At 69.5% G+C, this 25,184-nt stretch carries 20 protein-coding genes; 16 read left to right on the top strand and 4 right to left on the bottom strand.

The window, feature by feature from the left end:
• Window positions 1-34: 34 nt before the first annotated feature.
• The 6 genes from OHA58_RS34105 to OHA58_RS34130 all read left to right on the top strand — a co-directional run bounded on the left by OHA58_RS34105 (window position 35) and on the right by OHA58_RS34130 (window position 6,282).
• Window positions 35-1,564 carry a sugar ABC transporter ATP-binding protein gene (locus OHA58_RS34105; RefSeq protein ID WP_405483558.1) on the top strand — a complete coding sequence of 510 codons (1,530 nt, stop codon included), beginning with the start codon at window positions 35-37 and terminating at the stop codon, window positions 1,562-1,564.
• Complete coding sequence (locus OHA58_RS34110) at window positions 1,561-2,616, top strand: ABC transporter permease (protein WP_405483559.1); 1,056 nt, start codon at window positions 1,561-1,563, stop codon at window positions 2,614-2,616. Before OHA58_RS34105 ends, OHA58_RS34110 begins: the two co-directional genes overlap by 4 nt.
• Window positions 2,609-3,649, top strand: coding sequence for an ABC transporter permease (locus tag OHA58_RS34115; protein ID WP_405483560.1), 1,041 nt, complete (start codon window positions 2,609-2,611; stop codon window positions 3,647-3,649). Before OHA58_RS34110 ends, OHA58_RS34115 begins: the two co-directional genes overlap by 8 nt.
• Before the next feature lie 62 nt (window positions 3,650-3,711).
• Window positions 3,712-4,800 (top strand): rhamnose ABC transporter substrate-binding protein, encoded by a 1,089-nt coding sequence (gene rhaS / locus OHA58_RS34120; RefSeq protein ID WP_405483561.1) that lies wholly within the window; start codon window positions 3,712-3,714, stop codon window positions 4,798-4,800.
• A gap of 79 nt (window positions 4,801-4,879) precedes the next feature.
• Complete coding sequence (locus OHA58_RS34125) at window positions 4,880-5,200, top strand: L-rhamnose mutarotase (protein WP_405483562.1); 321 nt, start codon at window positions 4,880-4,882, stop codon at window positions 5,198-5,200.
• Between the two features lie 62 nt (window positions 5,201-5,262).
• Window positions 5,263-6,282 carry a LacI family DNA-binding transcriptional regulator gene (locus tag OHA58_RS34130; protein ID WP_405483563.1) on the top strand — a complete coding sequence of 340 codons (1,020 nt, stop codon included), beginning with the start codon at window positions 5,263-5,265 and terminating at the stop codon, window positions 6,280-6,282.
• Window positions 6,283-6,313: 31 nt separating this feature from the next.
• Here OHA58_RS34130 and OHA58_RS34135 read toward each other — a convergent pair whose 3' ends face one another.
• Window positions 6,314-6,631, bottom strand: coding sequence for a hypothetical protein (locus tag OHA58_RS34135; protein WP_405483564.1), 318 nt, complete (start codon window positions 6,629-6,631; stop codon window positions 6,314-6,316).
• A gap of 1,055 nt (window positions 6,632-7,686) precedes the next feature.
• Here OHA58_RS34135 and OHA58_RS34140 point away from each other — a divergent pair.
• The 4 genes from OHA58_RS34140 (at window position 7,687) to OHA58_RS34155 (ending at window position 11,436) form a co-directional block, all read left to right on the top strand.
• Window positions 7,687-8,976: a copper resistance CopC/CopD family protein gene (locus OHA58_RS34140; protein WP_405483565.1), complete on the top strand. Its 1,290-nt coding sequence runs from the start codon at window positions 7,687-7,689 to the stop codon at window positions 8,974-8,976.
• A gap of 47 nt (window positions 8,977-9,023) precedes the next feature.
• On the top strand, window positions 9,024-10,106 hold the full coding sequence (locus tag OHA58_RS34145; protein ID WP_405483566.1) for a cupredoxin family copper-binding protein: 1,083 nt from the start codon (window positions 9,024-9,026) through the stop codon (window positions 10,104-10,106).
• 101 nt (window positions 10,107-10,207) lie between these two features.
• Window positions 10,208-10,732 carry a hypothetical protein gene (locus OHA58_RS34150; protein ID WP_405483567.1) on the top strand — a complete coding sequence of 175 codons (525 nt, stop codon included), beginning with the start codon at window positions 10,208-10,210 and terminating at the stop codon, window positions 10,730-10,732.
• Complete coding sequence (locus tag OHA58_RS34155; protein WP_405483568.1) at window positions 10,720-11,436, top strand: plastocyanin/azurin family copper-binding protein; 717 nt, start codon at window positions 10,720-10,722, stop codon at window positions 11,434-11,436. The genes OHA58_RS34150 and OHA58_RS34155 overlap by 13 nt, the downstream gene beginning before the upstream one ends.
• Window positions 11,437-11,759: 323 nt before the next feature.
• Here the strand turns inward: OHA58_RS34155 and OHA58_RS34160 are convergent, their stop codons facing one another.
• A complete protein-coding gene (locus tag OHA58_RS34160) occupies window positions 11,760-14,438 on the bottom strand; it encodes a SpoIIE family protein phosphatase (protein ID WP_405483569.1) in 2,679 nt (892 codons plus the stop codon).
• A 1,118-nt stretch (window positions 14,439-15,556) separates the two neighbouring features.
• Between OHA58_RS34160 and OHA58_RS34165 the strand changes: the two genes are divergently transcribed.
• The 3 genes from OHA58_RS34165 to OHA58_RS34175 all read left to right on the top strand — a co-directional run bounded on the left by OHA58_RS34165 (window position 15,557) and on the right by OHA58_RS34175 (window position 18,608).
• Window positions 15,557-16,579: an isopenicillin N synthase family dioxygenase gene (locus tag OHA58_RS34165; RefSeq protein WP_405483570.1), complete on the top strand. Its 1,023-nt coding sequence runs from the start codon at window positions 15,557-15,559 to the stop codon at window positions 16,577-16,579.
• 13 nt (window positions 16,580-16,592) lie between these two features.
• Window positions 16,593-17,957 carry a nucleobase:cation symporter-2 family protein gene (locus OHA58_RS34170; RefSeq protein WP_405483571.1) on the top strand — a complete coding sequence of 455 codons (1,365 nt, stop codon included), beginning with the start codon at window positions 16,593-16,595 and terminating at the stop codon, window positions 17,955-17,957.
• A gap of 495 nt (window positions 17,958-18,452) precedes the next feature.
• The gene (locus OHA58_RS34175) at window positions 18,453-18,608 is read left to right on the top strand and encodes a hypothetical protein (RefSeq protein WP_405483572.1); all 156 of its coding nucleotides are present in this window, start codon (window positions 18,453-18,455) and stop codon (window positions 18,606-18,608) included.
• A 19-nt stretch (window positions 18,609-18,627) separates the two neighbouring features.
• Here OHA58_RS34175 and OHA58_RS34180 read toward each other — a convergent pair whose 3' ends face one another.
• A complete protein-coding gene (locus tag OHA58_RS34180; protein ID WP_405483573.1) occupies window positions 18,628-19,770 on the bottom strand; it encodes an Lrp/AsnC family transcriptional regulator in 1,143 nt (380 codons plus the stop codon).
• 154 nt (window positions 19,771-19,924) lie between these two features.
• On the opposite strand from OHA58_RS34180, the gene OHA58_RS34185 reads away from it, so the two are divergent.
• From OHA58_RS34185 to OHA58_RS34195, 3 genes are all read left to right on the top strand, one after another.
• Window positions 19,925-21,232, top strand: a complete 1,308-nt coding sequence (locus OHA58_RS34185) for an amidohydrolase family protein (protein ID WP_405483574.1) — start codon at window positions 19,925-19,927, stop codon at window positions 21,230-21,232.
• Window positions 21,229-22,803 (top strand): AbgT family transporter, encoded by a 1,575-nt coding sequence (locus OHA58_RS34190; RefSeq protein WP_405483575.1) that lies wholly within the window; start codon window positions 21,229-21,231, stop codon window positions 22,801-22,803. Before OHA58_RS34185 ends, OHA58_RS34190 begins: the two co-directional genes overlap by 4 nt.
• Before the next feature lie 183 nt (window positions 22,804-22,986).
• Window positions 22,987-23,202: a hypothetical protein gene (locus tag OHA58_RS34195; RefSeq protein WP_405483576.1), complete on the top strand. Its 216-nt coding sequence runs from the start codon at window positions 22,987-22,989 to the stop codon at window positions 23,200-23,202.
• Window positions 23,203-23,845: 643 nt separating this feature from the next.
• Here the strand turns inward: OHA58_RS34195 and OHA58_RS34200 are convergent.
• Complete coding sequence (locus OHA58_RS34200; RefSeq protein WP_405483577.1) at window positions 23,846-25,099, bottom strand: ROK family protein; 1,254 nt, start codon at window positions 25,097-25,099, stop codon at window positions 23,846-23,848.
• Between the last annotated feature and the right edge of the window lie 85 nt (window positions 25,100-25,184).

Here is a 25,184-nt window from a genome sequence, read left to right on the forward strand (position 1 = left end):
CGGCACACCACTGGCACACCCATGGAGAGACGCAATGACGCTTTCTGAACCGGAGACCACTCCGGTGCTCGCGCTGGAGGGGGTGAGCAAGTCCTTCGGCGCTGTACGCGCCCTGCGTGGTGTCTCGCTGCGGCTGTACCCCGGAGAGGCGCACGCCCTCGCAGGAGAGAACGGCGCGGGCAAGTCGACCTTGATCAAGACGCTTGCCGGGGTGCACCGCCCCGACTCAGGCGCGGTCCTGCTCGACGGTGAGCCGGTGGCGTTCAACGGTCCGGCGGACGCCCGCGACACGGGCGTCGCCGTCATCTACCAGGAGCCGACGCTCTTCCCGGACCTCTCCGTCGCCGAGAACATCTTCATGGGCCGCCAGCCCCGGCGTTCCCTGGGCCGCGTCGATCACCGCGCGGTCAAGCAGGCAGCCGCCGATCTGTTCACCCGCCTCGGTGTCGACCTGGATCCCGATCAGCCGGCCCGCGGCCTGTCCATCGCCGACCAGCAGCTTGTCGAGATCGCCAAGGCGCTCTCCTTCGACGCCCGCGTCCTGATCATGGACGAGCCGACCGCCGCGCTCACCGGCAGCGAGGTCGCCCGCCTCTTCGGCGTCGTCAGGACCCTGCGCGCGCAGGGCGCCGCCATCCTGTTCATCTCGCATCGCCTGGAGGAGATCTTCGAGCTGTGTCAACGGGTGACCACCTTGCGTGACGGCGCCTGGATCAGCAGCGAGCCGCTGGAGGGGCTGACAGAGGACGATCTCGTACGGCGCATGGTCGGCCGCGATCTGGACGAGCTCTACCCCAAGCAGGTCACCGAGGTGGGTGACGTCGCGCTCACCGTGCGAAGGCTCACGCGTGAGGGTGTCTTCACCGACGTGTCGTTCGACGTGCGGCGCGGGGAGATCGTGGGCCTCGCGGGGCTCGTCGGTGCCGGCCGCAGTGAGGTGGCCCGGGCCGTGTTCGGCGTCGACCGCTTCGACGGCGGCGAGGTCGAGGTGCTCGGCAAGCGACTCAAGCCCGGTGCCCCGAGCCTGGCGATGGCCGCGGGCCTCGCCCTCGTGCCGGAGGACCGCCGCGCCCAGGGTCTGGTGATGGACATGTCCATCGAGCGCAACATCGGACTCACCGGTTTCGCCGACACCACCCGCGCCGGGCTCATGAACCGCACGGCCGAGCGCAGCCGAGCCGTCGACTGGGCGGTCAAGCTCCAGGTGAAGTACGCGCGTCTCGCCGATGTCGTCGGCACTCTGTCGGGCGGCAACCAGCAGAAGGTCGTCCTCGCCAAATGGCTTGCGACCGCTCCGCAGGTGCTGATCGTGGACGAGCCGACGCGCGGCATCGACGTCGGAACCAAGGCCGAGGTGCACCGCTTGCTGTCCTCGCTCGCCGCCGACGGCGTAGCGGTCCTGATGATCTCCTCCGACCTGCCGGAGATCCTCGGCATGGCCGACCGGGTCCTCGTCATGCACGAGGGCCGGCTCACCGCCGAGATCCCACGCTCCGAGGCGACCGAGGAGTCCGTGATGGCTGCGGCCACCGGCCGTACGAAGGAAGGAAGGGCGGCCGCATGACCATGACCGCGCAACCGGTGCGGAACGAGAGCGCACCGCAGGCCACCGCCTCGCGCCGGTTCATCGACAAGGTGTTCAAGGCCCGCGAACTGGCCGTCGTCGCCGTTCTGGTGGTGATGCTCGGTGCCACACAGATCTACAACGGCGAGTTCCTGTCCGAGCAGGGCATCAAGGACCTGATGCTCAACGCCACCATTCTCGTGCTCGTTGCGGTCGGCCAGGCCGTCGTGGTGATCACCAAGAACGTCGATCTGTCGGTCGGCTCGGTGCTCGGTATCTCCGCCTTCGCCGCCGGCAACTACCTTCGGGACGGCGGAAGCCCACTCGTCGCTGTGCTCCTCGCGGTCGCACTCGGCGTAGTCTTCGGCATTCTGAACGGCGCCCTCGTCAGCCTCGGCAAGGTACCCGCCCTCGTCGTCACCCTCGGCACTCTCTACATAGTCCGCGGCATCGACTCCATCTGGGTCGGCTCCAAGCAGATCACGGCCGATGCACTGCCCAGCAGCTTCGTCGACTTCGGCCACGACGGTATCTGGGTCGTGCCCTACCTGGCGCTGCTCGCCGTCGCCGTGCTGCTCTGCGTCGGCTACTACCTGCGCAGCTACCGCAGCGGCCGCGACATGTACGCCCTCGGATCGAGCCCCGAAGCGGCGAACCTGGCCGGCGTGCCCGTCCGTAAGCGCATCATGACCGCGTACGTGCTGTGCGGCGCCCTGGCCGGACTCGCCGGAGCCCTGTACCTGGCCCGCTTCGGCAACGTCGACTCCGCCACCGGCAACGGTTACGAACTCACCGTCGTCAGCGCCGTCGTGGTCGGCGGCGTCGCCTTCACCGGCGGCGCCGGCACCGTCTACGGGGCCGCGCTCGGCGCCGTCCTGCTGACCTCCATCAACAGCGTGCTCCCCGCGATCGGCGTCAGCTCGGTCTGGGTCACCGCGATCAACGGAATCCTGCTCCTGCTCGCCATCGCCGTCGACCGGATCCTGGCGCTGCGGGTCGCCGCGGTGCTGCGAAAGAAGGCCGCACAGATGAGGAGTGCCCGCCATGACTGACATCACGAGCCCCAAGCCGACGGCCCGTCGTGGCCTGGCCGGGGCGGTGCGCTGGGACACCGCGGTAGGCGTCCTGTTCGTGCTCCTGCTGCTGTTCTCGTTCTCGTTCGTCGACAACTTCGGCAACGCGCTCAACGTCTCGTTCCTCATCGGCAACACGCTGCCGATCGCTCTGATCGCGCTGCCGATGACGATGCTCGTCATCTCCGGTGAGGTCGACCTGTCCGTCGGATCCACGGTCGGTCTCTCGAGCGCGGTGATGGGCGCCCTGTGGAACGAGGGCATGGCCATCGAGACGATCATCCCGCTGTGCCTGCTGCTCGGTGTCGTCTGCGGCCTCATCAACGGCCTCCTCGTCACCCGGCTCGGGCTGCCCTCCCTCGCTGTCACCATCGGCACCATGGCCGCCTACCGCGGCATCGCCCAGATCATCCTGGGATCGGACTCGGTCACCGACTTCCCCTCGCAGTACCTGGACTTCGGCGCGGGCCGGATCGGTGACACGTTCATCCCGTACGCCGCCCTGCCGTTCCTGGTCCTGTTCGGGATCGCGGTCGTCGTCCTGCACGCCACCCCGATCGGCCGCTCGCTGTTCGCGATCGGCGCCTCGGAGGAAGCGGCACGCTTCGCGGGCATCCGGGTCAAGCGCCTGAAGCTGTCCATGTTCGTCACCACGGGCGTGCTGTCAGCGCTCACCGGCGTCTTCTGGACCCTGCACTACGCCAGTGCCCGCTACGACAACGCGACCGGCCTGGAGCTGTCCGTCATCGCGGCGGTGCTGCTCGGCGGCATCGACTTCGACGGCGGCAAGGGAACCCTCGGCGGCGCCATCGCGGGCGTGTTCCTGCTCGGCACCCTGCAGAACGTGATGAGCCTGGTCAACGTGTCGGCACAGTCCCAGATCCTCGTCACTGGCGTGCTGCTCGTGTTCTCGGTCCTCGCCCCGCGCGTCGGTCGCCAGATCTCTCAGGCCAGGGCCAGGAAGAAGACGGCGGCAGCGCCACCGTCATCACCTGCGCCCGCCACTGCATAGAACCACCAGCTCCTGTTCGGTCAACCGCTGTACACCGTCGTACTACGCAAAGGCAGAAGCCCATGTCTCTCACCACCACCGCCAGAACCCGTCGGCTCACCGCGGCCCTCGCCGTCACCACCGCCCTCGTTCTCGGTGCCACCGCCTGCGGTGGCACCACCAAGGACGACGCGAACAAGGAGGCCGGCTCCGCCGCGGCGGGCAAGGCCGACGCCAACGCCGCGACCAAGAAGGGCCTGAGCATCGCGTTCCTGCCCAAGCAGGTCAACAACCCGTACTTCACCACCTCGGACAACGGCGGCAAGAAGGCGGTCGAGGAGCTCGGCTCGACGTACAAGGAGGTCGGCACCAGCAGTGGTACGGACACCTCCGGCCAGGTCTCCTACGTCAACACGCTCACCCAGCAGCAGGTCGACGGCATCGCCGTGTCGGCGCAGGACCCGGGCGCGCTGTGCACCGCGCTGAAGCAGGCCATGAAGAACGGCGTCAGCGTCGTCACGTACGACTCCGACACCAAGCCGGACTGCCGCAACGTGTTCGTCTCGCAGGCCAGCGCCGAGGACCTCGGCCGCACCCAGGTCCAGCAGATGGCCAAGCAGATCGGCAACAAGGGCGAGATCGCGATCCTCTCGGCGGCCCAGACGGCCACCAACCAGAACACGTGGATCGACTACATGAAGGACGAGCTGAAGAAGCCCGAGTACAAGGACATCAAGCTCGTCACGACGGCCTACGGTGACGACGACGCCCAGAAGTCCTTCCAGCAGACCCAGGGCCTCCTCCAGGAGCACCCGAAGCTGAAGGGGATCATCTCCCCGACCACGGTGGGCATCAAGGCCGCCGCCCAGTACCTGTCCGGCTCCAAGTACAAGGGCAAGGTCAAGCTGACCGGCCTCGGCACCCCCAATGACATGCGCGCCTATGTCAAGAACGGCACCGTGGACGCGTTCGAGCTGTGGGACCCGGCCAAGCTGGGCGCCCTGGCCGCGCACACCGCCGTCGCCCTCGAGTCCGGCCAGATCAGCGGCAAGGAGGGGCAGACCTTCAAGGCCGGTGACCTGGGCGAGTTCACCATCGGCAAGGACGGTGTCGTCTCCCTCGGCAAGCCGACCGTCTTCGACAAGTCGAACATCGACAACTACAAGTTCTGATCCGCACATAAGGGAGAAGGGGCCGCCGTTCACTTCATGGACGGTGGCCCCGGCTCCGTCATCCAACAAGGAGATGAGCATGCAGCGGGTCTGCTTCCTGCTCAAGGTCAAGGCCGACCGGATCGACGAGTACCGCGTCCGCCACCAGGGTGTGTGGCAGGAGATGCGGGAGGCGCTGACCGTCACGGGCTGGCACAACTACTCACTCTTCCTGCGCGAGGACGGTCTGCTCGTCGGCTACCTGGAGACCGAGGACTTCGACGCGGCCCGAGCCGCGATGGACGCCACCGACGTCAACGCCCGCTGGCAGGCAGAAATGGGCGATTTCTTCGAGGAGCTGGACGGACAGGCTCCCGACGCCGCGATGCGCCCCCTCACCGAGGTCTTCCACCTTGCCTGAGCGGCGGACAGGTACCGACTTACTAGAATGAATGCTGCTCAGAGCACGTACGAGGGGAACCCATGACGGTTGGCATCAAGGACGTGGCGCAGGCGGCGGGCGTCTCCGTCGGCACGGTCTCCAACGTCCTCAATCAGCCCGACCGGGTCTCCGCTGGCACCCGCCGTCAGGTGCAGGAGGTCATCACTCGTCTCGGCTACGTCCGCAGCGAGTCCGCCCGGCAACTGCGGGCCGGCCGCAGCCGCATCATCTCGCTGCTCGTCTTCGACATGGGCAACCCGTTCTTCGTCGACATCGCACGGGGCGCCGAACGCGCCGCGCGTGACGCCGGACTTGGCGTCATGGTGTGCAACAGCGGACAGGACCCGGCCGAGGAGGCCGACTACCTCGCCCACTTCGCCGAGCAGCGGGTACGCGGGGCTCTTGTCGCCCCGGCCGACCCGAGCGGTGGGACGCTGCGTGACTTCCGGAGGCACGGCATCCCGTACGTCGTCGTGGACCGCGTCGCCGGGGACGAAGAGGGCTGCTCGGTCTCAGTCGACGACGAGGCGGGCGGCGCGCTCGCCCTGCGCCACCTCGTCGCACAGGGTCATCGCCGCATCGCGTTCGTCAGCGGTCCGCCGCATCTCAAGCAGGTCCAGGACCGGCGCACCGGAGCCCTGGCCGCGCTCGCCGAGGCCGGTCTCCCTCTCGACGCACTGCGCGAACTGCCCACCGAACGCATGGACGTGGCCGCGGGCCGCGACGCCGGCGCCCGCCTTCTCGGCCTCGCCGATCGCCCTACTGCCGTGTTCTGCGCCAACGACCTGCTCGCCCTCGGCGTTCTGCAGGCCCTGTACACCGCTGGCGTCCGGGTTCCCGAGGACATCGCGATCGTCGGATACGACGACATCGAGTTCGCAGCGGCCGCGACCGTCCCGCTCACCTCCGTACGCCAACCCGCCTACACTCTCGGGACCATCGCCGCGGAGCTGCTGCTGGAGGAAACCGGAGCGGCGGCGACGGATCATCGACACCAACACGTAGTGCTGCAACCGGAGTTGGTGGTGCGCAGGTCGAGCATGGGCGGGCACGACGGCTGAAGCGTGTTGCAGAAGGCTGCGTTCGGGCAGGTCAGTGCCGGGTGTCGGTAGGGAACCCACCCCTGACCAGCGGCGACGAGTCTTCGACGGCACAGGTGCTGGCGTCTCTATGCCGGCCCGACGGCAGTTGTGGTCGCTCGGCGGGTTCCGGCCCGGGCGACGTGATCAGCCGGATGCCCGGGTACACCTCGTGTGTGGCTTCCTCGACGAGGAAGAGCCTCCCTTGCCGTTCGAGCTTCTTGACCGCCCCGAGTTCCGCTTCGCCGAGCGCGAGCGCGAGGCACGGACGTTCGGCATAGGGACCCGTCCAGAACTCGAATTCACGGCGGGCCCATGCTGAACGTCGCATCCGGGAACAGGTCCACGTTGCCGATGTGGTCCATGTCGGTGCGGGCCGCGGCGTGGGCCGCGTGACGTGTGGCCAGTCGCATATGCATACGCGTAATCCGGTGAAGGGTTGACGCGTGGCGTGTTCGCATTCACCTCTTCTTCACGGGAGGTAATGCGGGCATTGGGCGGGGAAGGTCCCCATCTCACATCGATGGCCGGTTCAAGAGTGAGGCAATGAAACGGCGCATTAACTGATGCGTAGCTGCGGGGAATCCTCCCGTCGATCCACTCCTTGGCATCGCCGTCAGCGCATGGCCCGCATGACTCCTCCGTGTCCCTCATGCGGGCCATACGTGTTCCCCGGGCGATCCCTGAGCAAGTCCCCGTGCAGTTGTCTGGAGGATCCATGTCCTTCTTCGCCAGGGCTTCCTGGCCAGGAGATCACCGTGACGAGGTCGTCGCCGGTGCGCTCGCCGCCGCTGTGATCGTCGTCCTCGGATACGCCTCCGGAATCGGCGCCCCCGCACCTCAGAGCGTGGACACCGCCGCTCCGCCTGCCACCACAGCTCCAGCGGATCCGCCCGCGTCGAACACTCCCGGCTCCGCCGAGCCGCCCGCCACCTCCGCGGACGCGGGTGCCGGTGCGGGGGCCGGGTCGGGCGTCCTGCCCGTGGGCGACACACCCCCAGTGACTGGCGGAACGGGAGCGGGTGGGCACGGTGGGCACAACGGCAAGGGGGGTGCAGGGGATTCGACGGGACCTTCCCGAACGCCCCCGGAATCGCCGTCCCCGAGTCCGTCTCCCGCGCCGAGCGAATCGTGTGACGACGGTCAGGTGCGACTTGTGCAGCCCTTGCTCAGCGGCACGAACGACGCGGTAGCCGGCCTCCTGGACGGATTGCCGGTCACTGCTTCTCCCTCTCCCTCTGCCTCTCTTTCGCCGTCGGCGTCTACGTCATCCATGCCAGCTATGTCCGATGGGGCCCTCTGTCTTGGCGTAACGCCCTCGATTTCCCTCCTTTCGGGGCTGACGCCATGAGAACTCGCCTGTGTCTCACGGGTGTTCTGGCCCTCGTGACTCTTGTGCTCTCCGCGCCGTCCGCGTCCGCGCATACGGAACTGGACTCGTCGTCGCCGAAGGGCGGAGCCCATCTGGCGCGAACCCCGCGCACGGTGAAGCTCACCTTCAGCGAGCGGGTCGACCCCGCCGACATACATGTCACGGCGCACGGCAAGCGGCTGACCGTCGAGCCGGCGGCCACCGGCAAGCCCGACACTGTTGTCGTCCGTGTCCCGAAAGGATCCGGCGATACCCGCCTGAACCTGGCTTGGCAGGTACGCGACATGGAGGACGGGCATCCGTCCTCCGGCACGCTCGCCTTCCGCATCGGCAACGGCGGCTCCCGCGCGAGCGCACCGCACCCGGACACGGGCGACGCCGCGGTCTCCCCCTCCGCGACCGTGCGCACCGCCTGGGGTGTCTCCCGTTGGGTGGGCTACCTCGCGCTCGCCCTGTTCGTCGGCGGGCTCGGGTTCCTCGCGATGCTGTGGCCGCAAGGCACCGAAGACCGCAGGACTCGCCGCATCCTGGCTGCGTCCTGGGTGTGCGGGCTCGCCGCCACGGTGGTGGGTGCCGGACTGCAAGGCGCGTACGGCGCGATGGGCTCGCTCGGCGACGTACTCCGACTGTCGACGTACACCGACCTGTTGGGCAGCGGCGACGTCGGCATCGTGCTGGCCTGCCGGGCCCTGATGTGGCTGCTTGCCGCCGTCGTCCTGGCCGCACTGTTGCAGGGTGGCGAGCGGGCCGCGAGGTCGCCCGGCTGGCGCGTCGGCGCGGGTTTCGTGAGCGTCGGTCTGCTGCGTACGACGGGCATGACGGGCCACAACTCGGAGGGCACGCACCCTGGTTGGGGCGCGGTCGCCGATCTGGTCCATCTGCTCGGCATATCGCTGTGGCTGGGCGGACTCACACTGCTGCTGCTCGGCGTCCTGCCGCGCCGCCGCCCCGAAGAGCTGTCCGCCGCCGTCTCCGGCTACTCCACCCTCGCGGGCGTGTCCGTCGCGGCGATCGTGGCGGCCGGTGCCGTACTGGCCTGGCAGGTGGTGGGTTCCTTCGGCGCCCTCTTCGCCACCGGCTACGGACGCCTGCTGCTGATCAAACTCGCCGTCCTGGCCGTGGTGTTGCTCATCGCGCAGCACAGCCGGAGGTGGGTGCGCACGCGACTCGACATCGCCGTACTGCTGCGCGGGGACCGCGCCACCGTACGGCCCTTCGTCCACTCGGTCGCGGCCGAGACGGGGCTCGTCCTCGTCGTCCTGGCCGCGACGAGTCTGCTGGTCACGGCCGCTCCCGGCCGCTGACCGGTTGCACCACCCGGCACACCCTTCCTATAAGGAGACGCACGACTATGCGTACTGACGAATCCGCCGCCCCCGGCGCGCGGCGACAGGCACGACAGGGGTTGCCGCCGCGGCGTGGCAACCGGGCGCTGCTGGCGGCCGGCCTGGGCGCGGCCGTTGCCGCCGTGGGCTGTCTGGGGCTCCTCCAGACGGCGAGCGGCGCACCGGCCGCCACCACGGCGGCGCCGGCGGCCGAGGCCCACTCGATGGCACAGGCCGAGCCGGCGGCCGCGAAGTCCGCCGACCACACTGTGAAGATCACCGGCATGAAGTTCGCGACGCCGAAGCTCACCGTGAAGGTCGGCGAGACCGTGAAGTGGGTCAACGAGGACACCGCTCCGCACACGGTCACCACGACCAGCGGGCCCGCGAAGCTGGACTCGGGCACGCTGCAGAAGGGCGACAGCTGGTCGTACACCTTCACCAAGGCCGGAACGTACGAGTACTACTGCGCCGTGCACCCGGACATGAAGGCGTCCATCACGGTCGTCGCCGACAACTCCGGTGGCACAGGTGGCGGTTCGGGTTCCGGTGGTTCCTCCTCCGGAGGGTCCGGATCGGGCGGCTCGGACTCGGGAGGGTCCGGCTCGGGCGGCGCTTCCGGGGGGACGTCGGGTGGCAGCTCCGGCGGGAGCGGCGGTGGGTCGACCGGCGGCAGCTCGTCCGGCGGCGGCACCGGTGGTGGCCACTCAGGTGGTTCGACCGGCGGTGACGGTGGTGACAGCGGTGGCGACGAGCAGTGCCACAGCGTTCAGCAGGTCCTGATGCCGATCCTGCAGCACATCAACTCGGCCCACCTCGAGGAGTCTCCGGGGCAGCAGGTCCAGGACGCGCTGAAGCTCGACAGCTACCTGAAGATGCACACCGTGTGGGTCGAGTCGATCCTCACGCCGGCCGTGAACGGCGGCGGCGCGACCCTCGACGACACCCTCACCGTCCTCCTCCAGCACATCAACTCAGCCCACCTGGAGGAGTCCCTCGGCCAGCAGGTCACCGACATCCTCAACCCCGACCAGTACGTGAAGACGCACACCGTCTGGGCCGAGCACCTGCTCGCCCCGACCCAGAAGTACCTCACCACGTCCTGCTGACCTGCTGACCGGACCGACAACGAGACGTGGCGGGCCGGCCGAGTCGCAGTCGGCCGGCCCGCCACCGCCGACATTGTCCCTCATCCATCGAGGTGCACTCCGTGACCACCAGAACCGTTCCCACCGCCACCCTCCCGCCCGTGCCCGAGGGCCCAGCGTGGCTTCCCGGGCCCGGCACATACATGGCCACCGGCGACCGCTGTGTCGTCGAACTCACCGCCCGGCTCGGCCCGTTGGTTACTTTGCGCCGCCGCCTCACCGCGGACGAAGCCGCCCTGACCGTCGCGCCCACCGCCGTAGACTGCGTTCTGAGCCTGAAGCTGACCGGCGCCGCGCTCGGTGGCGAGGCACTCTCCTTCGTCAGCACCGCCGTAGAGCCCGAGGCGGAGGGCTCGCGGCTGCGCCTCCCCGGTGAACTCGCCACGGCCGACCCAACCGTGCCGGCCGTACCGGCGACGCTGACGCTGCGTGTCGTCGAGCGCACCGACGACAGCCTCCTCGTCCTCGGCACCACCCGTGTCCCGTACGGCCCACTGCGCCGCTCCACGGGCTTCACCTTGTCCCGCATCCGCCCCGCAGACCGCCTGCGTCTGCTCGTCGCCGCGGAGTTCACATGCCCCGTCTGACCAAGCTCGCGCGCGTCGCGCTCGCCACCCTCCTGCTCGGCGGCGCCTTCACGGTCGTAGACGCTCCCTCCGCCCACGCCAACGGCCACCAAATCGTCATGTCCGGCTACGCGTTCGGCCCCCGCACGCTCACGATCACGGCCGGGGACACCGTCACCTGGGTCAACCAGGACTCCGCCCCACACGACGTGAAGACCACCTCGGGCCCCGAGCCCGTCCACTCCCCGATGCTCGACAAGGCCGGCACCTGGAGCCACACCTTCACCGTCGCGGGCTCGTACGGCTACGTCTGCACCGTCCACCCCGGCATGACCGCACAACTCGTGGTCAAAGCCGCTGCCCCGCGCACGCCGACGCCTCAGGCGCCACCCGCCCACCGTCACGACAACCCCGCTCACAGCACCGCGAGTCCGGCGCGTGAACCGGCCCCGGCCACCTCGTCCGCGCACCCGCACCGCACCAAGTCGACGGCCGCAGCCGTTCCGGCCCCCAGCAGCGCCGCGCCCTCGACGCCCGCTGATCGCGGCGTCCCGGTACAGCCCGCTGCCGCGGCCGACACCGCCGCCGGTTCCGCCCGGCCACTCGATCCCCTGCTCATTCTGGCGGGCGTCGTGGCGGGGGTTGCCGTGTTGTGTCTGCTGCTGGTGGGATCACGATCCGCGACCGGGGCTGCCGCGGGTCAGGGGGGTGCGGCCAAGGGCTGACCTTGCTTGCTTGTTCTTCATGGTCTGACCTCGAACGATGTCCCGAACGTGATCGCTCGTACGAGGGTTGCGGCGACGGGAACACGGCCTGCGTCTCATCCTGTGCTCCGACCAAAGAGGCACTTGACCAGTACGAAGGCGGTGGGGGAATGAGTCTGCTGCAACCCGATGTCCGGACCGGCGACTTCGGCCGCTTGTGGCGATCGAGCTGGCTTCCCGCCCGGTCGACGCAGTTGTGGATCGTAGACGGCGCCCTGATCGCCCCGGACACGCTTCTGCGCTGGCACCGGGACCCGCTCAAGTGTCGCTGCGTTCCCGTGCGTTCAGAGGGTGGGATCGTCGAACTGGTCGAGGAGTGCTTCGGTGAGCGTGTCGCTCATGGGGGCAGCGGCACCGTCGTGCAGCGATTGTTCGGCCCAGATGACCTTGCCGCCCGGCGTGTACCGCGTGCCCCACCGTTGGGCGAACTGCGCCACCAGGAACAGCCCACGGCCGCCCTCATCCGTGGTCGCTGCCCTCCGCACATGTGGCGAGGTGCTGGAGCCGTCCGACACCTCGCAGATCAGGCTGCGGTAGTGCAGCAGCCGCACTCTGATGGGCGGCGAGCCGTACCGGATGGCGTTGGTGATCAGCTCGCTGAGGATGAGTTCCGTGGTGAACCCGATGTCATTCAGCCCCCATGCCTGCAGTTGTGCCCCGCACTCCGCACGGACCGGGGCCACCGCCGCCGGATCCGGCGGCACCTCCCATTGCGCCACCCTCGACGGCTCGAGCAACCGGGTGCGCGCCACCAGCAGCGCGATGTCATCGGACGGGTGCACCGGCAGCATCGCGTCGATCGCCGCCTGACACGTCTCCTCCGGAGTCCTCCCCGCCCCCTCCAGCGCCTGGTGCAGCAGGGCCAGTCCGGTGTCGATGTCCCGGTCGCGGTTCACGATCAGCCCGTCGGTGTACAGCACAAGTCGTGAGCCCTCGGGCAGGCGCAGCTCGGTGGTTTCGAAGGGGTGGCCGCCCAGGCCGAGAGGAGGCGAAGCGGGCACTTCCGGAGAGGTGACGGTCCCGTCCGGATGCACCACCGCCGGGCCCGGGTGCCCTGCTCGCGCCGTCGTGCACACTCCCGTGACCGGGTCGTAGATCGCGTACAGGCATGTCGCCCCGGTGACCGCTTCGCTTTGCCGGCCCTGCGGGCCGTCGCCGGTGCTCTCGTCGCTGTCGATGCGGGTGACCAGTTCGTCCAGGTGCCCGAGCAGTTCGTCCGGCGGCAGGTCCAGGGCGGAGAAGTTGTGTACCGCAGTGCGCAGCCGCCCCATCGTCGCGGCCGCGTGCAGCCCGTGGCCGACCACGTCACCGACCACCAGTGCCACCCGGGCGCCCGGCAGCGGGATGACGTCGAACCAGTCCCCGCCCACTCCGGCTTCGGCCGGCAGATACCGCCAGGCCACATCCAATGCGCCCTGTTCCGGTACCCCTTGCGGCAGCAGACTTCGCTGCAGGGTCACCGTCATCGTGTGCTCGCGGGTGAAGCGGCGGGCGTTGTCGATGGCCACCGCCGCCCTCGCCGCCAGCTCCTCTGCGAAGGAGAGGTCTTCTTCCTTGAACGGGGGCGAATCCCCCGTGCGCCAGAAGTTCGTCGTCCCCAGCACCACACCACGCGCCTGGAGCGGCACGGTCACCAGCGAATGCACCCCGCGCTCCAGGGCCCTACTGGCCCCGTCAGGGTCCTGTTCCCGCCACCCCCGGGCCTGTCGCAGGTCGTCCTCCAGCACCGCCCGCCCTGTCTCCAGGGCCCGCGCCTGCGGAGCCGTCGGCGAGTAGGTGATCAGCTCTCCGACCGGGTAGATCCCCTTCCGTTCCTGATACCCCTCGCTGATTGCGGTACGGCGCATACCCGCCGTCCTGGTCGGCTCCTCGCCCCGCTCCACCGACTCCAGCAGATCGACGGTGACGATGTCGGCAAACCGCGGGGTCGCCACATCCGCCAGCTCCTGCGCGGTGCGCACCACGTCCAGCGTGGTACCGATCCGTACCCCCGCGTCGTACAAGAGCGTCAGCCGCTCCCGCGCCACCTCCGCCCGTCCGGTGACCACCGCCAGCTCCGTGGTGTCCCGCAACGTCACCACCCAGCCCGCCGGACCGTCGTACGGGGCAGTGGGTCGCATGTTGACCGCCAGCAATCGGTCCCCCGCGCGATGCACCTCATCTGTGGTCGGCTCGCCCGACGTCAGCAGCCGCGCCGTATCCGCATCCAACCTCAGCTCTGCCACCTGCCGCTGTTCCGCATCCGCCGGTAGCTCCAGCAGCCGCCGCGCCTCGTCGTTGGCCAGCATCAGCCGCCCGTCGGCACCGATGATCAGTACCCCTTCCCGGACCGCGTGCAGCACCGCGTCATGGTGCTCGTACATCCGCGTCATCTCCGCCGGGCCCAGACCGTGCGTCTGCCCACGCAACCTCCTGGCCACCAATGCCGTCCCGAGAGTGGACAAGGCGAGCGCGGCCGCCCCGGCACCGAAAATGATCGGCATTTGCCGTGCCGACAGGGTCGTCACCTTGCGGACCTTGATCCCGGCGGAAACCAGGCCGACGACCGAGCCGCGGTCATCGGTCACCGGCACCACCGCCTGGATGACCGGCCCGCTGCCCTCGGCCAGGGGCAGCCCGCGGGCGCTCTCGATGGTGGTGCCGCCTTCCAGCGAGGGTTTGATGGTGCCAATGAACTTCTTCCCGATCTGTCGCGGGTCGGGGTGCGTATAGCGAATTCCGTTGGTGTCCATGACAACAATGAAGGTCACCCCAGCCCGCTTCCGGGCCGCTTCGGCACGCGGCTGCAGCACGGCCGTCGGATCCTTGCTGTTCAAGGCCTGGACCGTGCCCGGGGCGTTCGCGAACGCCTCTGCTGCGGTCAGCGACTGGCGCGCGGCCTCCCGCGTACTGTCACGCCCCGCCTGGAGCACCAGGGCCGTCACCGCGGCCGCAACCAGCAGCACCACGATCACGACCTGCATAACGAACACCTGCCCGGCGACGCTGCGCAGATTCAGCAGAGAGCGCAGCCCCGAGCCCGCGGACTCCCGTTGACCAGACGCGGGGCCGGCGAAGAGACGGTGTGACTCATGCCGTTTTAGGCTGGGAAATCCCTTCATATTCACTTTCTAGCACTGTTTTCTGCCCTGCTGTGGGGCGCCCGGGTAGGGGTGTGACCGAGATGTGCCACGCCAAAGGGACAATGAGATGATCTTGAAGCCTTGAGCGCCCCACCAATTCACTCATCGGCGTTGCCGTCGGCTTCGGCGAGTAGGCGGCAGGCGGTGGCGACCGAGGGGTGCTCGCCTTTGTACTTGCCCGAGGGATGACGAACTTGCTCGCGATCAGTGGGACAGGAACACCCTGGGCGCGGGCGTAGTCGGCCATGTCGTTGTCGACACCTTGGGTCGCCCGCCATGACGGCCGCACTCGCGGGCGGCCGCCTGGCCTGTGCGTGCCGACAATCCTCGTCACCCTTATGCGACCTGCGCGTATTTGTGGATGAGGCCGGCCGCCAAGGCGGTCGTGCCGGATGACACGCGACGGGCCATCGGCAGCGGGCGGTTCCGGCGCGCCGGCACCATCGGGACATCGCTGTCCGAGTGGCGCAACGCTGCTGACCTGCGCGAGCAGCCGGACCGTGGACACGGTCCTGGTGGCGGGCGAGGCGGTGGTGCGGGACGGGCGCAGTGCGCGCCTTTCCGAGGCGTTCCTGGTGGACCTGTTGTCGCGATAGTGGCCACCCTCTAGTGATGGCTCTTCGCGCAGGGCGGGCGGCGCCGAGCGCACAGCATCGGGGGGATGGTCCCGATTTCGGCCCGTACCGCCGCCACACCCACGTCGCCGTTCGTCGTGGACGTGCTGCCGCAGTAACAGGACTGGTTCTCGGATGAAACACGGTGACGCCAGGCTGACTTCATCGCGCATGGCCCTTGTCGACGGGGCGTATGCCAGCCCACGGCGCCGGGCCCACGGACGGGTCCGAGGCCGACCGTGCCCGCGGACCTCTGTGTGTCCGCGGTGGGGGTGCAGGGGCGGTGACTGCACCTCGTAGGACCAGGAGAACACCACTCCGACGTACTCAGGAGTACTTGCCGCGATGAATGACATCACGACGCGTGCTGTGCCGGACACAAGGCCTCGATCGACGTACGGCCTCGCCGAACTCGACAAGGAAACCCGCATGGGCGGGGCCGGAACCGAGACCACGGCTCGGGAGATCCGCCGGATCGACCTCTCCGACTTCGAGGCCCGCAAGGCCGAGATCACCGAGGAGCTGTGGGCGGCGGCCACGGACATCGGGTTCTTCCAGCTGGTCAACCACGGCATCGAACAGAGCCTGGTGGACGAGGCGTTCACGAACGCCCAGGCATTCTTCGCGCTGCCCGAGGCCCACAAGGCCCGGCATGGGCTGAAGAAGGGCCTCAACTCCGGGTGGGAGTCCATGACCCAGGTCAGGCCGTCCGTCGGGACACCGGACCAGAAGGAGTCGTACCAGGTCACCCGGCCTCACATGGAGGGGCTGTGGCCCGACGACGTCCTGCCCGAATTCCGGCTGCGCGCCCTCGACTTCGAGGCGCGCTGCCGCGAGGTGGCGATGCGGGTCCTGTCCTGCTTCGCCGACCAGCTGGGCTTCCCCGGCGACTTCTTCACCCGCGCCCACGACCCTCGGAGCAGGCACTACCAGTCCACCCTGCGAATGCTGCACTACTTCGCGATCCCCGAGGACGCCGAGCCCGACCCGAACGTGTGGCGGGCCGGTGCGCACACCGACTTCGACTGCCTGACGCTGCTCTTCCAGCGGGACGGTCAGGGCGGGCTGCAGGTGTGCCCGGGAAAGGAGGCCGAGGCGCAGGAGTGGACTCCCGTGGTGCCCTCGGCCGACGCCATCACCTGCAACATCGGCGACATGCTGATGCGGTGGAGCGACGACCGGCTTCCGTCCAACTTCCACCGGGTCAAGTCGCCGGGCCCCGGCGAGGACCGGGGTGCCCGCTACAGCATCGCCTTCTTCGCCCAGGCAGACCGTGATGTGGTGATCGAGGGGCCGGACGGCCGGTATCCGCCGATCACGGCGGAGCAGTACATCCAGCAGCGCATCGCTGCCAACTTCGCACGATAGAGGTGCTGTTGTGATGATGTCCGCGAAAAAGCGGGCGCCGTTCGGGCGGCTCGCGGTGCTGGGTCTCCAGCACGTTCTGGTGATGTACACGGGCTGTGTCACGGTGCCGCTCGTCTTCGGCGCGGCCGCCGGGCTCGATGCCTCGACCATTGCTCTGCTCATCAACGCGGACCTGCTGGTCGCGGGCGTCGTCACGATGATTCAGGGCGCGGGCGTCGGGCGGGTGCTCGGCGTCCGCATGCCCGTGATGGCCGGCGCGGCCTTCACCGCTGTGACGCCGATGATCCTGATCGCCGGTGAGTACGGGCTCCAGGCCGTATACGGTTCGATGCTCGCCGCTGGGATCTTCGGCCTGCTCGTCGCCTGGCCGTTCGCCAAGGCAGCGCGCTTCTTCCCGCCGCTGGTGAGCGGTGTGGTGATCACTGTGGTCGGCCTGGCGCTGATCGGTGTCGGCGTCAACCTCGTCGTCGGCAGCGACCCCAAAGCGGCGGACTACGCGGCGCCGTCGCGCCTTGCCCTCGCCGCCCTCGTCGTCATCGTGATCCTGCTGGTGGCGAGGTTCGGCCGGGGCTTCCTGGCCCAGACCGGCGTCCTGCTCGGGCTGCTGGCCGGTACGGCGGTGGCGGTACCGCTGGGTCTGGTGGACCTGTCCGCCGCCCGTGGCGCGGACTGGATCGGGGTGAGCACTCCGTTCCACTTCGGCGCGCCCGAGTTCCCGCCCGTCGCGGTCATCTCCATGTGTGTCGTGATGCTGGTCCTGTTCGCCGAGTCGACCGCGGACCTGATCGCGGTCGCCGAACTCACCGGCAAGGAGCTGACGACCGCTGACATGGCACGCGGGCTGGCCGCCGACGGATTGTCCGGGGTGCTCGGCGGAGTGATGAACGCCTTCATCGATACCGTCTTCGCCCAGAACGTGGGCCTGGTGTCGATGACCCGGGTGCGCAGCCGCCACGTGGCCACCGTCGCGGGCGCCATCCTGGTTGTCCTGGGCCTGGTTCCCAAGCTGGGGGCGGTGGTGGCCGGGTTGCCCGGACCGGTCGTGGGCGCGGCGGGGCTCGTCATGTTCGCCACGGTCGCTGCCGTCGGCATCAGCACACTGCGGAGGGTCGAGTTCGAGGGAACGCACAACCTGCTGATCGTCGCCGTGTCGATCGGCGTGGGCCTGGCGCCCGATGTGGCACCGGACCTCTACTCCCGTTTCCCGGACGGTGCGCGCATCGTGCTGGGCTCACCGGTGACGAGCGCGACCCTGATCGCGTTCGGGCTGAACCTGGCCTTCAACCGGACCCGCCCGGCACACACGGCGGACGACGAGGCAGAGGCAGAGAAGCAGTCTCGGCCGACGTCCACCACCCCGGCGGAATACGTCCGATAGCGCAGGTCCGTCGTCGAGCCGACTGAACGACCTCTACAACTGTCGCTCTTTGCTCGGCGTTCTATCGGGAAGACGTGCGTCCAGAGGCGGCGGGGGATCAGCGAGGACAGGGCCGCGAGCCACAGCCGGTCCGCGGGTTCGTATCGTACGGGTGCACGGAGCTGGCGTCGCAGCACCGCATTCTCGTGCCGCAGCACGAGCAGTTCTGCAGCCGTCGTCGTGTCCTGGCACAACAGCACTGCAGGAACGGAGAGTAGACATCGGGTCACCTCGTACAGGAGCGACACGATCACCCGAGCATGGTCGCAGAACTACGTGCAGAGGCATGGCCCTTTTGACCAGCAGCGATGAATAGCCGAGTCCCACAGAGTCAAGGGGGCGAGGTTCAAATCCTGCCCTCCCGACTTGTGTTGTCGCAGGTCGGAGGCCGTTCTCGCGTGATCGAGAGGGCGGCCTTTCGTGTGTTCCGGGGCGTGGTGGTCGCAGTGTGGTCGCATGCCTTGGGTGCGGCTGGTTCACGGCGGTGCTGGAGTCGGTAGCTTTGCCGTCCTCGACCTGGTCGGCCACAACCAGCAGCTCGCACAGCCCGCGCCCTTCGCCGGGTTGGCGAGCGAGTGGCTGGACCGGGTGGAAGCCGAACGGACGGGGTGAGCCCGGTGGCGGATGTCTGTCAGTCCTCCGGATGTCGCAGCGGTACGACCCCCACGCTGCGGCCGCCGCGGTCGAGGAGCCGGCCCATGTGCTTGACCGTGCGCAGCACCACGGAGCGGTCCGCGACGGTCAGGCGGGGCAGTTTGCGGGAGAGGTGGGCCTCGAAGGTGTGGACGTCGTGCAGGGTGCGCAACCACACGTCGACGACCAGGTTGTGCGGGCCCGCCGTGATCGCGCAGGAGCGCACCTCGGGGACCTGGGACAGTACCCGGCTGGTCTCCTCCAGGTACTGACCCGGCACGGACGCGAAGTACACGGCCGACAGAGGCCAGCCGGACAGCGGCCGCGCCAGGTCGCAGCGGAGCAGCAGGCGTGAGGCCAGCAGGGACCTCACCCGGCGGCGCACCGTCGTGAGGGGGGCGTCGCTCGCCGCCGACAGGTCGCGCAGCGACATCCGGCCGTCCACGCTGAGCAGTTCGAGCAGGCGCGCGTCGAGGGAGTCCCAGCGGGGTGGGACCGTGGAGCCGGTGGAGCCGGTGGAGCCGGTGGGGGCGGTGGGGGTGGGCGGCCTCGCCTCCTGCTCCAGGCGCCCGGTCTGTACCGTGTCCAGGCTGCGCAGCCGCCATCGGCTGCCCTCCGTGGGCAGCCCCGTAGACACGTGTGTACGTGTCGCCCGCACGCCCGGGATCGGCCGGAACAAGGAGCCGGACAGGCGCGACAGTTCGTCCAGGGTTCGGGTCTGCACGGAGGCCACCACGTCGCGGCCGCCCGCCGTGAGCTTGACGTTCGGCACCGCCGGATCGTCGGCGAGGGCCTGTGCCACGTCCTCGGCGGCGCCCGGTTCGGTGTCGACCTCGATGACGCCCGTGACCACGATCCGGGCGTCGCTGAGGCGCGGGTACGCGGTGACCCAGGCGAGCCCGGCCTTCTCCAGACGGCGCCACCGCCGCGCCGCTGTCACCGGATCGACCCCGAGCACCTCGCCGACCAGTGCCCACGACGCCCGCGGATGGACCTGCAGGGCGTGCACGACGCCGCGGTCGAGTTCGTCCAGTGCGTCCAGTGCGTCCAGTTCGGGCTGCTCGCCGGGTGCGCCGAGTCCGCCGAGCGTGCGGGACCCGTCGCGGTCCTGCATCGGCCCGGCGTATTCCTGCACTTCCACGCGTGGCACTTTCCTGCGTGCCCCGCGCGAATCCGGTGCGAAATCTGCGCTGTCACGCCGTGATGACGCGTGCATCCCACACTCCCCTCCAACGGGCCCCACCCACTACCGACTTCCAAGGCCCCTCCGTACCGCACAGGAGTGACAGCACGCCATGACCCTCGCCACCACGCCGCAGGCCCCCCGGACCCCCCTGCGGATCCACAACGCCCGGCTCATCGACGGCACCGGTACGCCTCCGGTGGATGACGCCGTCGTCACTGTCGACGCCACAGGGATCATTACCTATGCCGGCCCCGCGGCGGAAGCGCCCCCGAGCGCCGGGCCTGCCGCGGGCGACCGGGTCCGCAGCGTCGACGCCGGCGGCCGCACCCTGCTGCCCGGCTTCTTCGACTGCCACGTCCACATGTCGTACGCTCACGGCGCCCACCCGGGACGCCGCGCCGAGCTCGACCCGGTCCTGGTCACCCTGGACACCGCCACCCGACTGCGGCAGACCCTCGACGCGGGCATCACCACCGCCCGTGACCTGGCGGGCCTGTCGGCCGGATACCGTACGGCCGTCGAGACCGGACGGATCGTCGGCCCGCGGCTGCAGACCGCCGTCCGCGTCATCAGCCACACCGGCGGCCACGGCGACGTACGCCTGCCCGACGGCACCGACCTGAGCGATGGCATGTCCGAACTCGCTGACACCACCGACGAGGCACGGCTCGCCGTGCGCCGCGTGATCCGCGAGGGCGCCGACCTGGTGAAGGTGTGTGCGACCGGAGGCATGGGCAGCCCGTACGACGACCCGGACGACGAGGGCCTCTACGAGGAGGAGATCCGCGCGGTCGTCGACGAGGCCCGGCGGCACGGCGGCCGGCCGGTCGCCGCGCACGCCCAGGGCAACGCGGGCATCCTCAACGCGATCCGCGGCGGCGTCACCAGCATCGAGCACGGCTATGGGATCGACGACAAGGCCATCGACCTTGCGGGCGAGCGCGGCGTCTTCGTCGTGCCGACGCTGTCCACCGTGTACGCGGGCATCAACAAGGACACGATGCCGGACTACCACTACCAGAAGAAGACCCGCTGGTCCGGCCTGACCAAGGAGAACATCGCCCACGCCATCGAGCGCGGCTCGCGGATCGCCCTCGGCACGGACGCCGCCGTCGGCCCGCACGGCGTGAACCTGATGGAGCTGTCGTACCTGGTCGACCTGGGCATGGATCCGATGGCCGCGATCGTCGCGGGCACCCGCACGTCGGCCGAACTGCTCGGTGTCGACGACCGGTTGGGCAGCGTGACGGCGGGGCGCGTCGCCGACCTCGTCCTGTGCGACGGCGACCCGCTCGCCGACATCGGCGTCCTCGGCGACCCCGGCAACATCGTCTGTGTCGTCCAGGACGGCATCGTCCGCAAGGACCTCCTGGGACTCGCCGACGGCGCGGCGCGCGCGGACGGAGGGCGGCCATGACGTCGTCCGTGAAGGAACTTTCCGCCTCCGGGCAGGGCACGGGCGGGGAGGAGAAGCCGCGTGGTGTCGACCGGGTCCTTTCCTGGATCGAGCGGGCCGGCAACGCCCTGCCCAACCCGGTCGTCCTGTTCACGGCACTGTTCGCGGTGGTCGCCGTGGTCTCCACCGCCCTGGCCCTCGCCGATGTGTCCGTCACCGTGCCGGGCACGGACGACACGCAGCAGATCACCGGCCTGCTCACCGGCGAGGGAGTGCGCTGGCTGGTGGAGAACCTGGTCACCAACTTCGCCGCGTTCCCGCCGATCGCCGCCGTCCTGCTCATGATCATGGCGGTGGGCGTGGCGGAGAAGGCCGGCCTCCTTGAGACCGCGATGCGGGCCACCCTGGCCCGCGCGCCACGCGCCTTCCTGCCGTACCTGGTGGCGCTGGTCGCCTGTCAGGCGCACATGATGAGCGATGTAGCGGCCATCGTGCTGCCGCCGCTGGCCGCCGTCGTGTTCAAGAGCGCGGGCCGGCATCCGGCGGCGGGCCTGATCGGCGGCTTCGCCTGCGTCACCGCGGGCTACGCGGCCGGGTTCACGATCGGTTCTCTCGACGCCCTCTACACGGGCATCACCCAGCAGGCCGTCGAGGTCCTGCCCGCCTCGCACCACGTCGACGTCAACATCCTCGCGAACTACTTCTTCACCGCCACCAGCAGCCTGGCCCTCGGCCTGCTCGGCGGGTTCCTGATCAGCCGGGTGCTCGAACCACGCCTGCCCGCCTACGAGTCCGGCGACGATGGGCCGGCGGACGAGGACGTCCATCTGACCCCGGCCCAGCGCCGCGGTCTGCTGCTCAGCGCCCTGGCCGTCGTCGCGTACGCGGCCGTGGTGCTGTCCCTGTGGCTGCCCGACGGCGCGCCGCTGCGCGGTGACGGCGGGGCGCTGGTGTCGTCGCCGCTGCTCACCGGCATCGTCCCGGTCCTCTTCGGCGCGTTCCTGCTCGCGGGAGTGGTCTACGGATTCACGGTGAAGACGCTGAGCGGCTCCGACGGTGTCGTCACCGCGATGACCGACTCGGTGAAGAACATGGCGGGTTACGTCGTCATGATGTTCGTCGCCGCGCAGGTGATCGCCGTGTTCAACTGGTCGAACCTGGGCGTGCTGCTCGCCGTGAAGGCCGCGGCGTTCCTGCAGTCCATCGGACTGACCGGCTTCGGCGCCCTGGTCGCCTTCGTGCTCCTGGTCTCGTGCCTCAACCTGGTCGTGCTCTCCGGCTCCGCGCTGTGGTCACTGATCGGACCGGTCTTCGTCCCGGCGTTCATGCTCCTCGGCATGAACCCCGCACTCAGCCAGGCGGCGTTCCGCATCGGTGACTCGGCGACCGCCGTCATCACACCGATGAACCCCTACGTGTTCCTGCTCCTGGCGCTGCTGCAGCGCTACGAACCAGAGGCACGTCTGGGCACGCTCATCTCGCGCCTCGCGATTTTCGTCGTGCCGTTCCTGGGGGTGTGGCTCGCCATCCTCGCTGTGTTCTACGGCTTCGACCTGCCGCTGGGACCCGGGGCGGGCATCGGCCTCAAGTGACCGCAGGGCCGTAACGCCGAAGGGCCGGCGCAACGACGGTGCCCCACCGGAACTCAAGCTCTCCGGTGGGGCACCATCGTTGCGTTCAGGGGAGCGAGTAGTGGTCGTCCGGTGCGCAGACGGCGAGGGTGCGCGCGGTGAGGTCGGGCAGGCGCGCTCCATGTCGTAGGCGAGTATGGCCTCGTGGCCCTCTTCGACGCGGTCGAGGACGGTCAGCGCGTCGATGACATAGCGGGTGAGGGACGCCTCCTCGCCCGGACGGTAGAAGCCGCTGGGCTTGTTCCACAGTTCCTGCAGGTGCGAGCCGTCGGGCTTCGGGTCGACGTGGTCGATCCGGGCGTGCGTGCCCGCTGCGCCCCGCTTCTCGTCGTCGACGAACGGAGTGGCGGAGAGCAGTAGGCCCGCCACTCGGTCCTGGAGGGGTGCAGCATGACGGCCGCGTCGACGCCGTCGAGGATTCCGTCGTCGATGAGGGGGACCTTGCCGCCGCCTTCCTCGGCCGGACTGCCGACGACAAGGGATCGTGTTGTCTCCGCTCGTGTTCCGCCACCAGGTGTGCGATCCGCTGAGCGGGACGGCTGGTCCCACGGTCCGCTCAACGGACCGCGCCCCTGGTGAACTGTCATGGCGGACACCACTCTTCCCGCATCCCCGCTGGAAGCCGGAAGGAAGCCATGGTGAGCACAGAGCCCGCGCCGACCGACCACAGTCCCGTCCTGCGCGACCGGCTACCGGGCACCGTCCCGTTCCACCCACCCTGCCCCTCGTGCTGGGGCGTCCGGGCCCGCGGCCTGGTGGGGCTCTGGTTGCTGTCGATCCTGACCCCCTGCCTGGTGCAGGCGCTGCCGGGATCGCCGGTGGACGTGCTGGCCGGGGCAGTTCGCCCTGCCCCCCGCCGCGTTGGTGGTCGAGTGGCTGACCAGGTGGAATCTGAACGGACGGGGTGTGCCTGGTGGCGGGTATCGGGTTGCGCGGACCGCGGCACTGGCGTGGGGCTGAAGCGACCGCAGACGGCGTGGCCGCACGGGTGCCGGCCGACGCGTCAGCGCGCCGAGCCGAGCAGCCGCCCCACTCCATCCGGGCTGAAGGTCTGCTGGACCGCGAGGACGACCGCGCCGATCAGACCGGCCCGGGCTCCCAACTGGCTGGTGGTGATGACGAGTTTGCGGGTGGCCAGGGACAAGGCACGCCGGTAGACCACCGCGCGGATCGACGCCAGAAGTTCGTCGCAGGCATCCGCGACCGGGCCGCTGAGAATGAGGGTGCGCGGGTTGAAGGCGAGGACCAGCATGGCCACCACCTCGCCGATCTCCACGCCCGCCCGGCCCACCTCGTGCAGGGCCTGGGCGTCGCCGTTGGCCAGACGTTCGCAGAGCAGCCGCAGGCCGTGGGCGGGATCGTCCGGAGTGTGTTCCGGCATGTCCAGTGCGGCGAGGATTGCCCGGCAGGAGGCGACGGCCTCCAGACAGCCCGTCTTGCCGCAGGCGCACAGCACCTCGTCATGACCCGGCACGCGGGTGTGCCCGACGTCGCCCGCCGCGCCGTCCGCACCCCGGTGCACGGTGCCTTCCGCGGTGACCAGGCCCGCGCCGATGCCGGTGCCGACGCTCAGGCAGAGCAGCGGGACGTCGCCGCCGGTGCCCCGCTCGGCCTCGCCAAGGGCCATCAGGTTGACGTCGTTGTCGACGAGGGTGGGTGCGCCGAGGAGTTCCGTCATCCGGGCGGCGACCGGAAAGCCGTCCCAGCCCGGCATGATCGGAGGGCGGACCGGGCAGCCCCGGACGAAGTCCACCGGGGCGGGCAAGCCGACCACCACTTGGCGCACCGGACTGCCGGTGCGCCCGTGCTCGGTCAGCAGCGTGCGGACGCGTTCGGCGACGGCCGGGAGGAGCGTGTCCGGTCCCGTCTCCACCCGCAGGTCGAGGGTGTCCTGGGCGATCAGGTCGCCGTTGAGGTCGGTGACCGCGACGCCGGTCGCCTCGGGGGAGACGAACACCACAGCGAGTGTCCCGGCCTCCGGGCTGATGGTGAGCGTGCGCGGCGGCCGTCCCCGCACCGACTGGCCCACGACGGTCTCGGTGATGATGCCGCGCCGCAGCAGCTCGTCGATCTGGTGGCCGACCGTGGAACGGGCGAGCCCCGACCGCCGGGCGATTTCGGCCCGGCTCGCCGCCTCGCTCCGCGCGACCAGCGTCAGAACGGTGTGCAGCGCTACCGGAACCGGCTGGGCCGGCGTGCCCGGCGGAGCGGGGCGAGCGGACGGGACAGCCGGACGACGCTCGCGTTCTTTATGCATGACAACAAATTAAAGAAGGCATCTTGTGGCCGTCCAGAGCCTGAACAAAGCTCTCTGCACAACGGACCGGCCATGTAAACGCCGA

It is taken from the genome of Streptomyces sp. NBC_00009, from assembly GCF_045040855.1.
In the GTDB taxonomy this organism is placed as follows: Bacteria; Actinomycetota; Actinomycetes; order Streptomycetales; family Streptomycetaceae; genus Streptomyces; species Streptomyces aureus.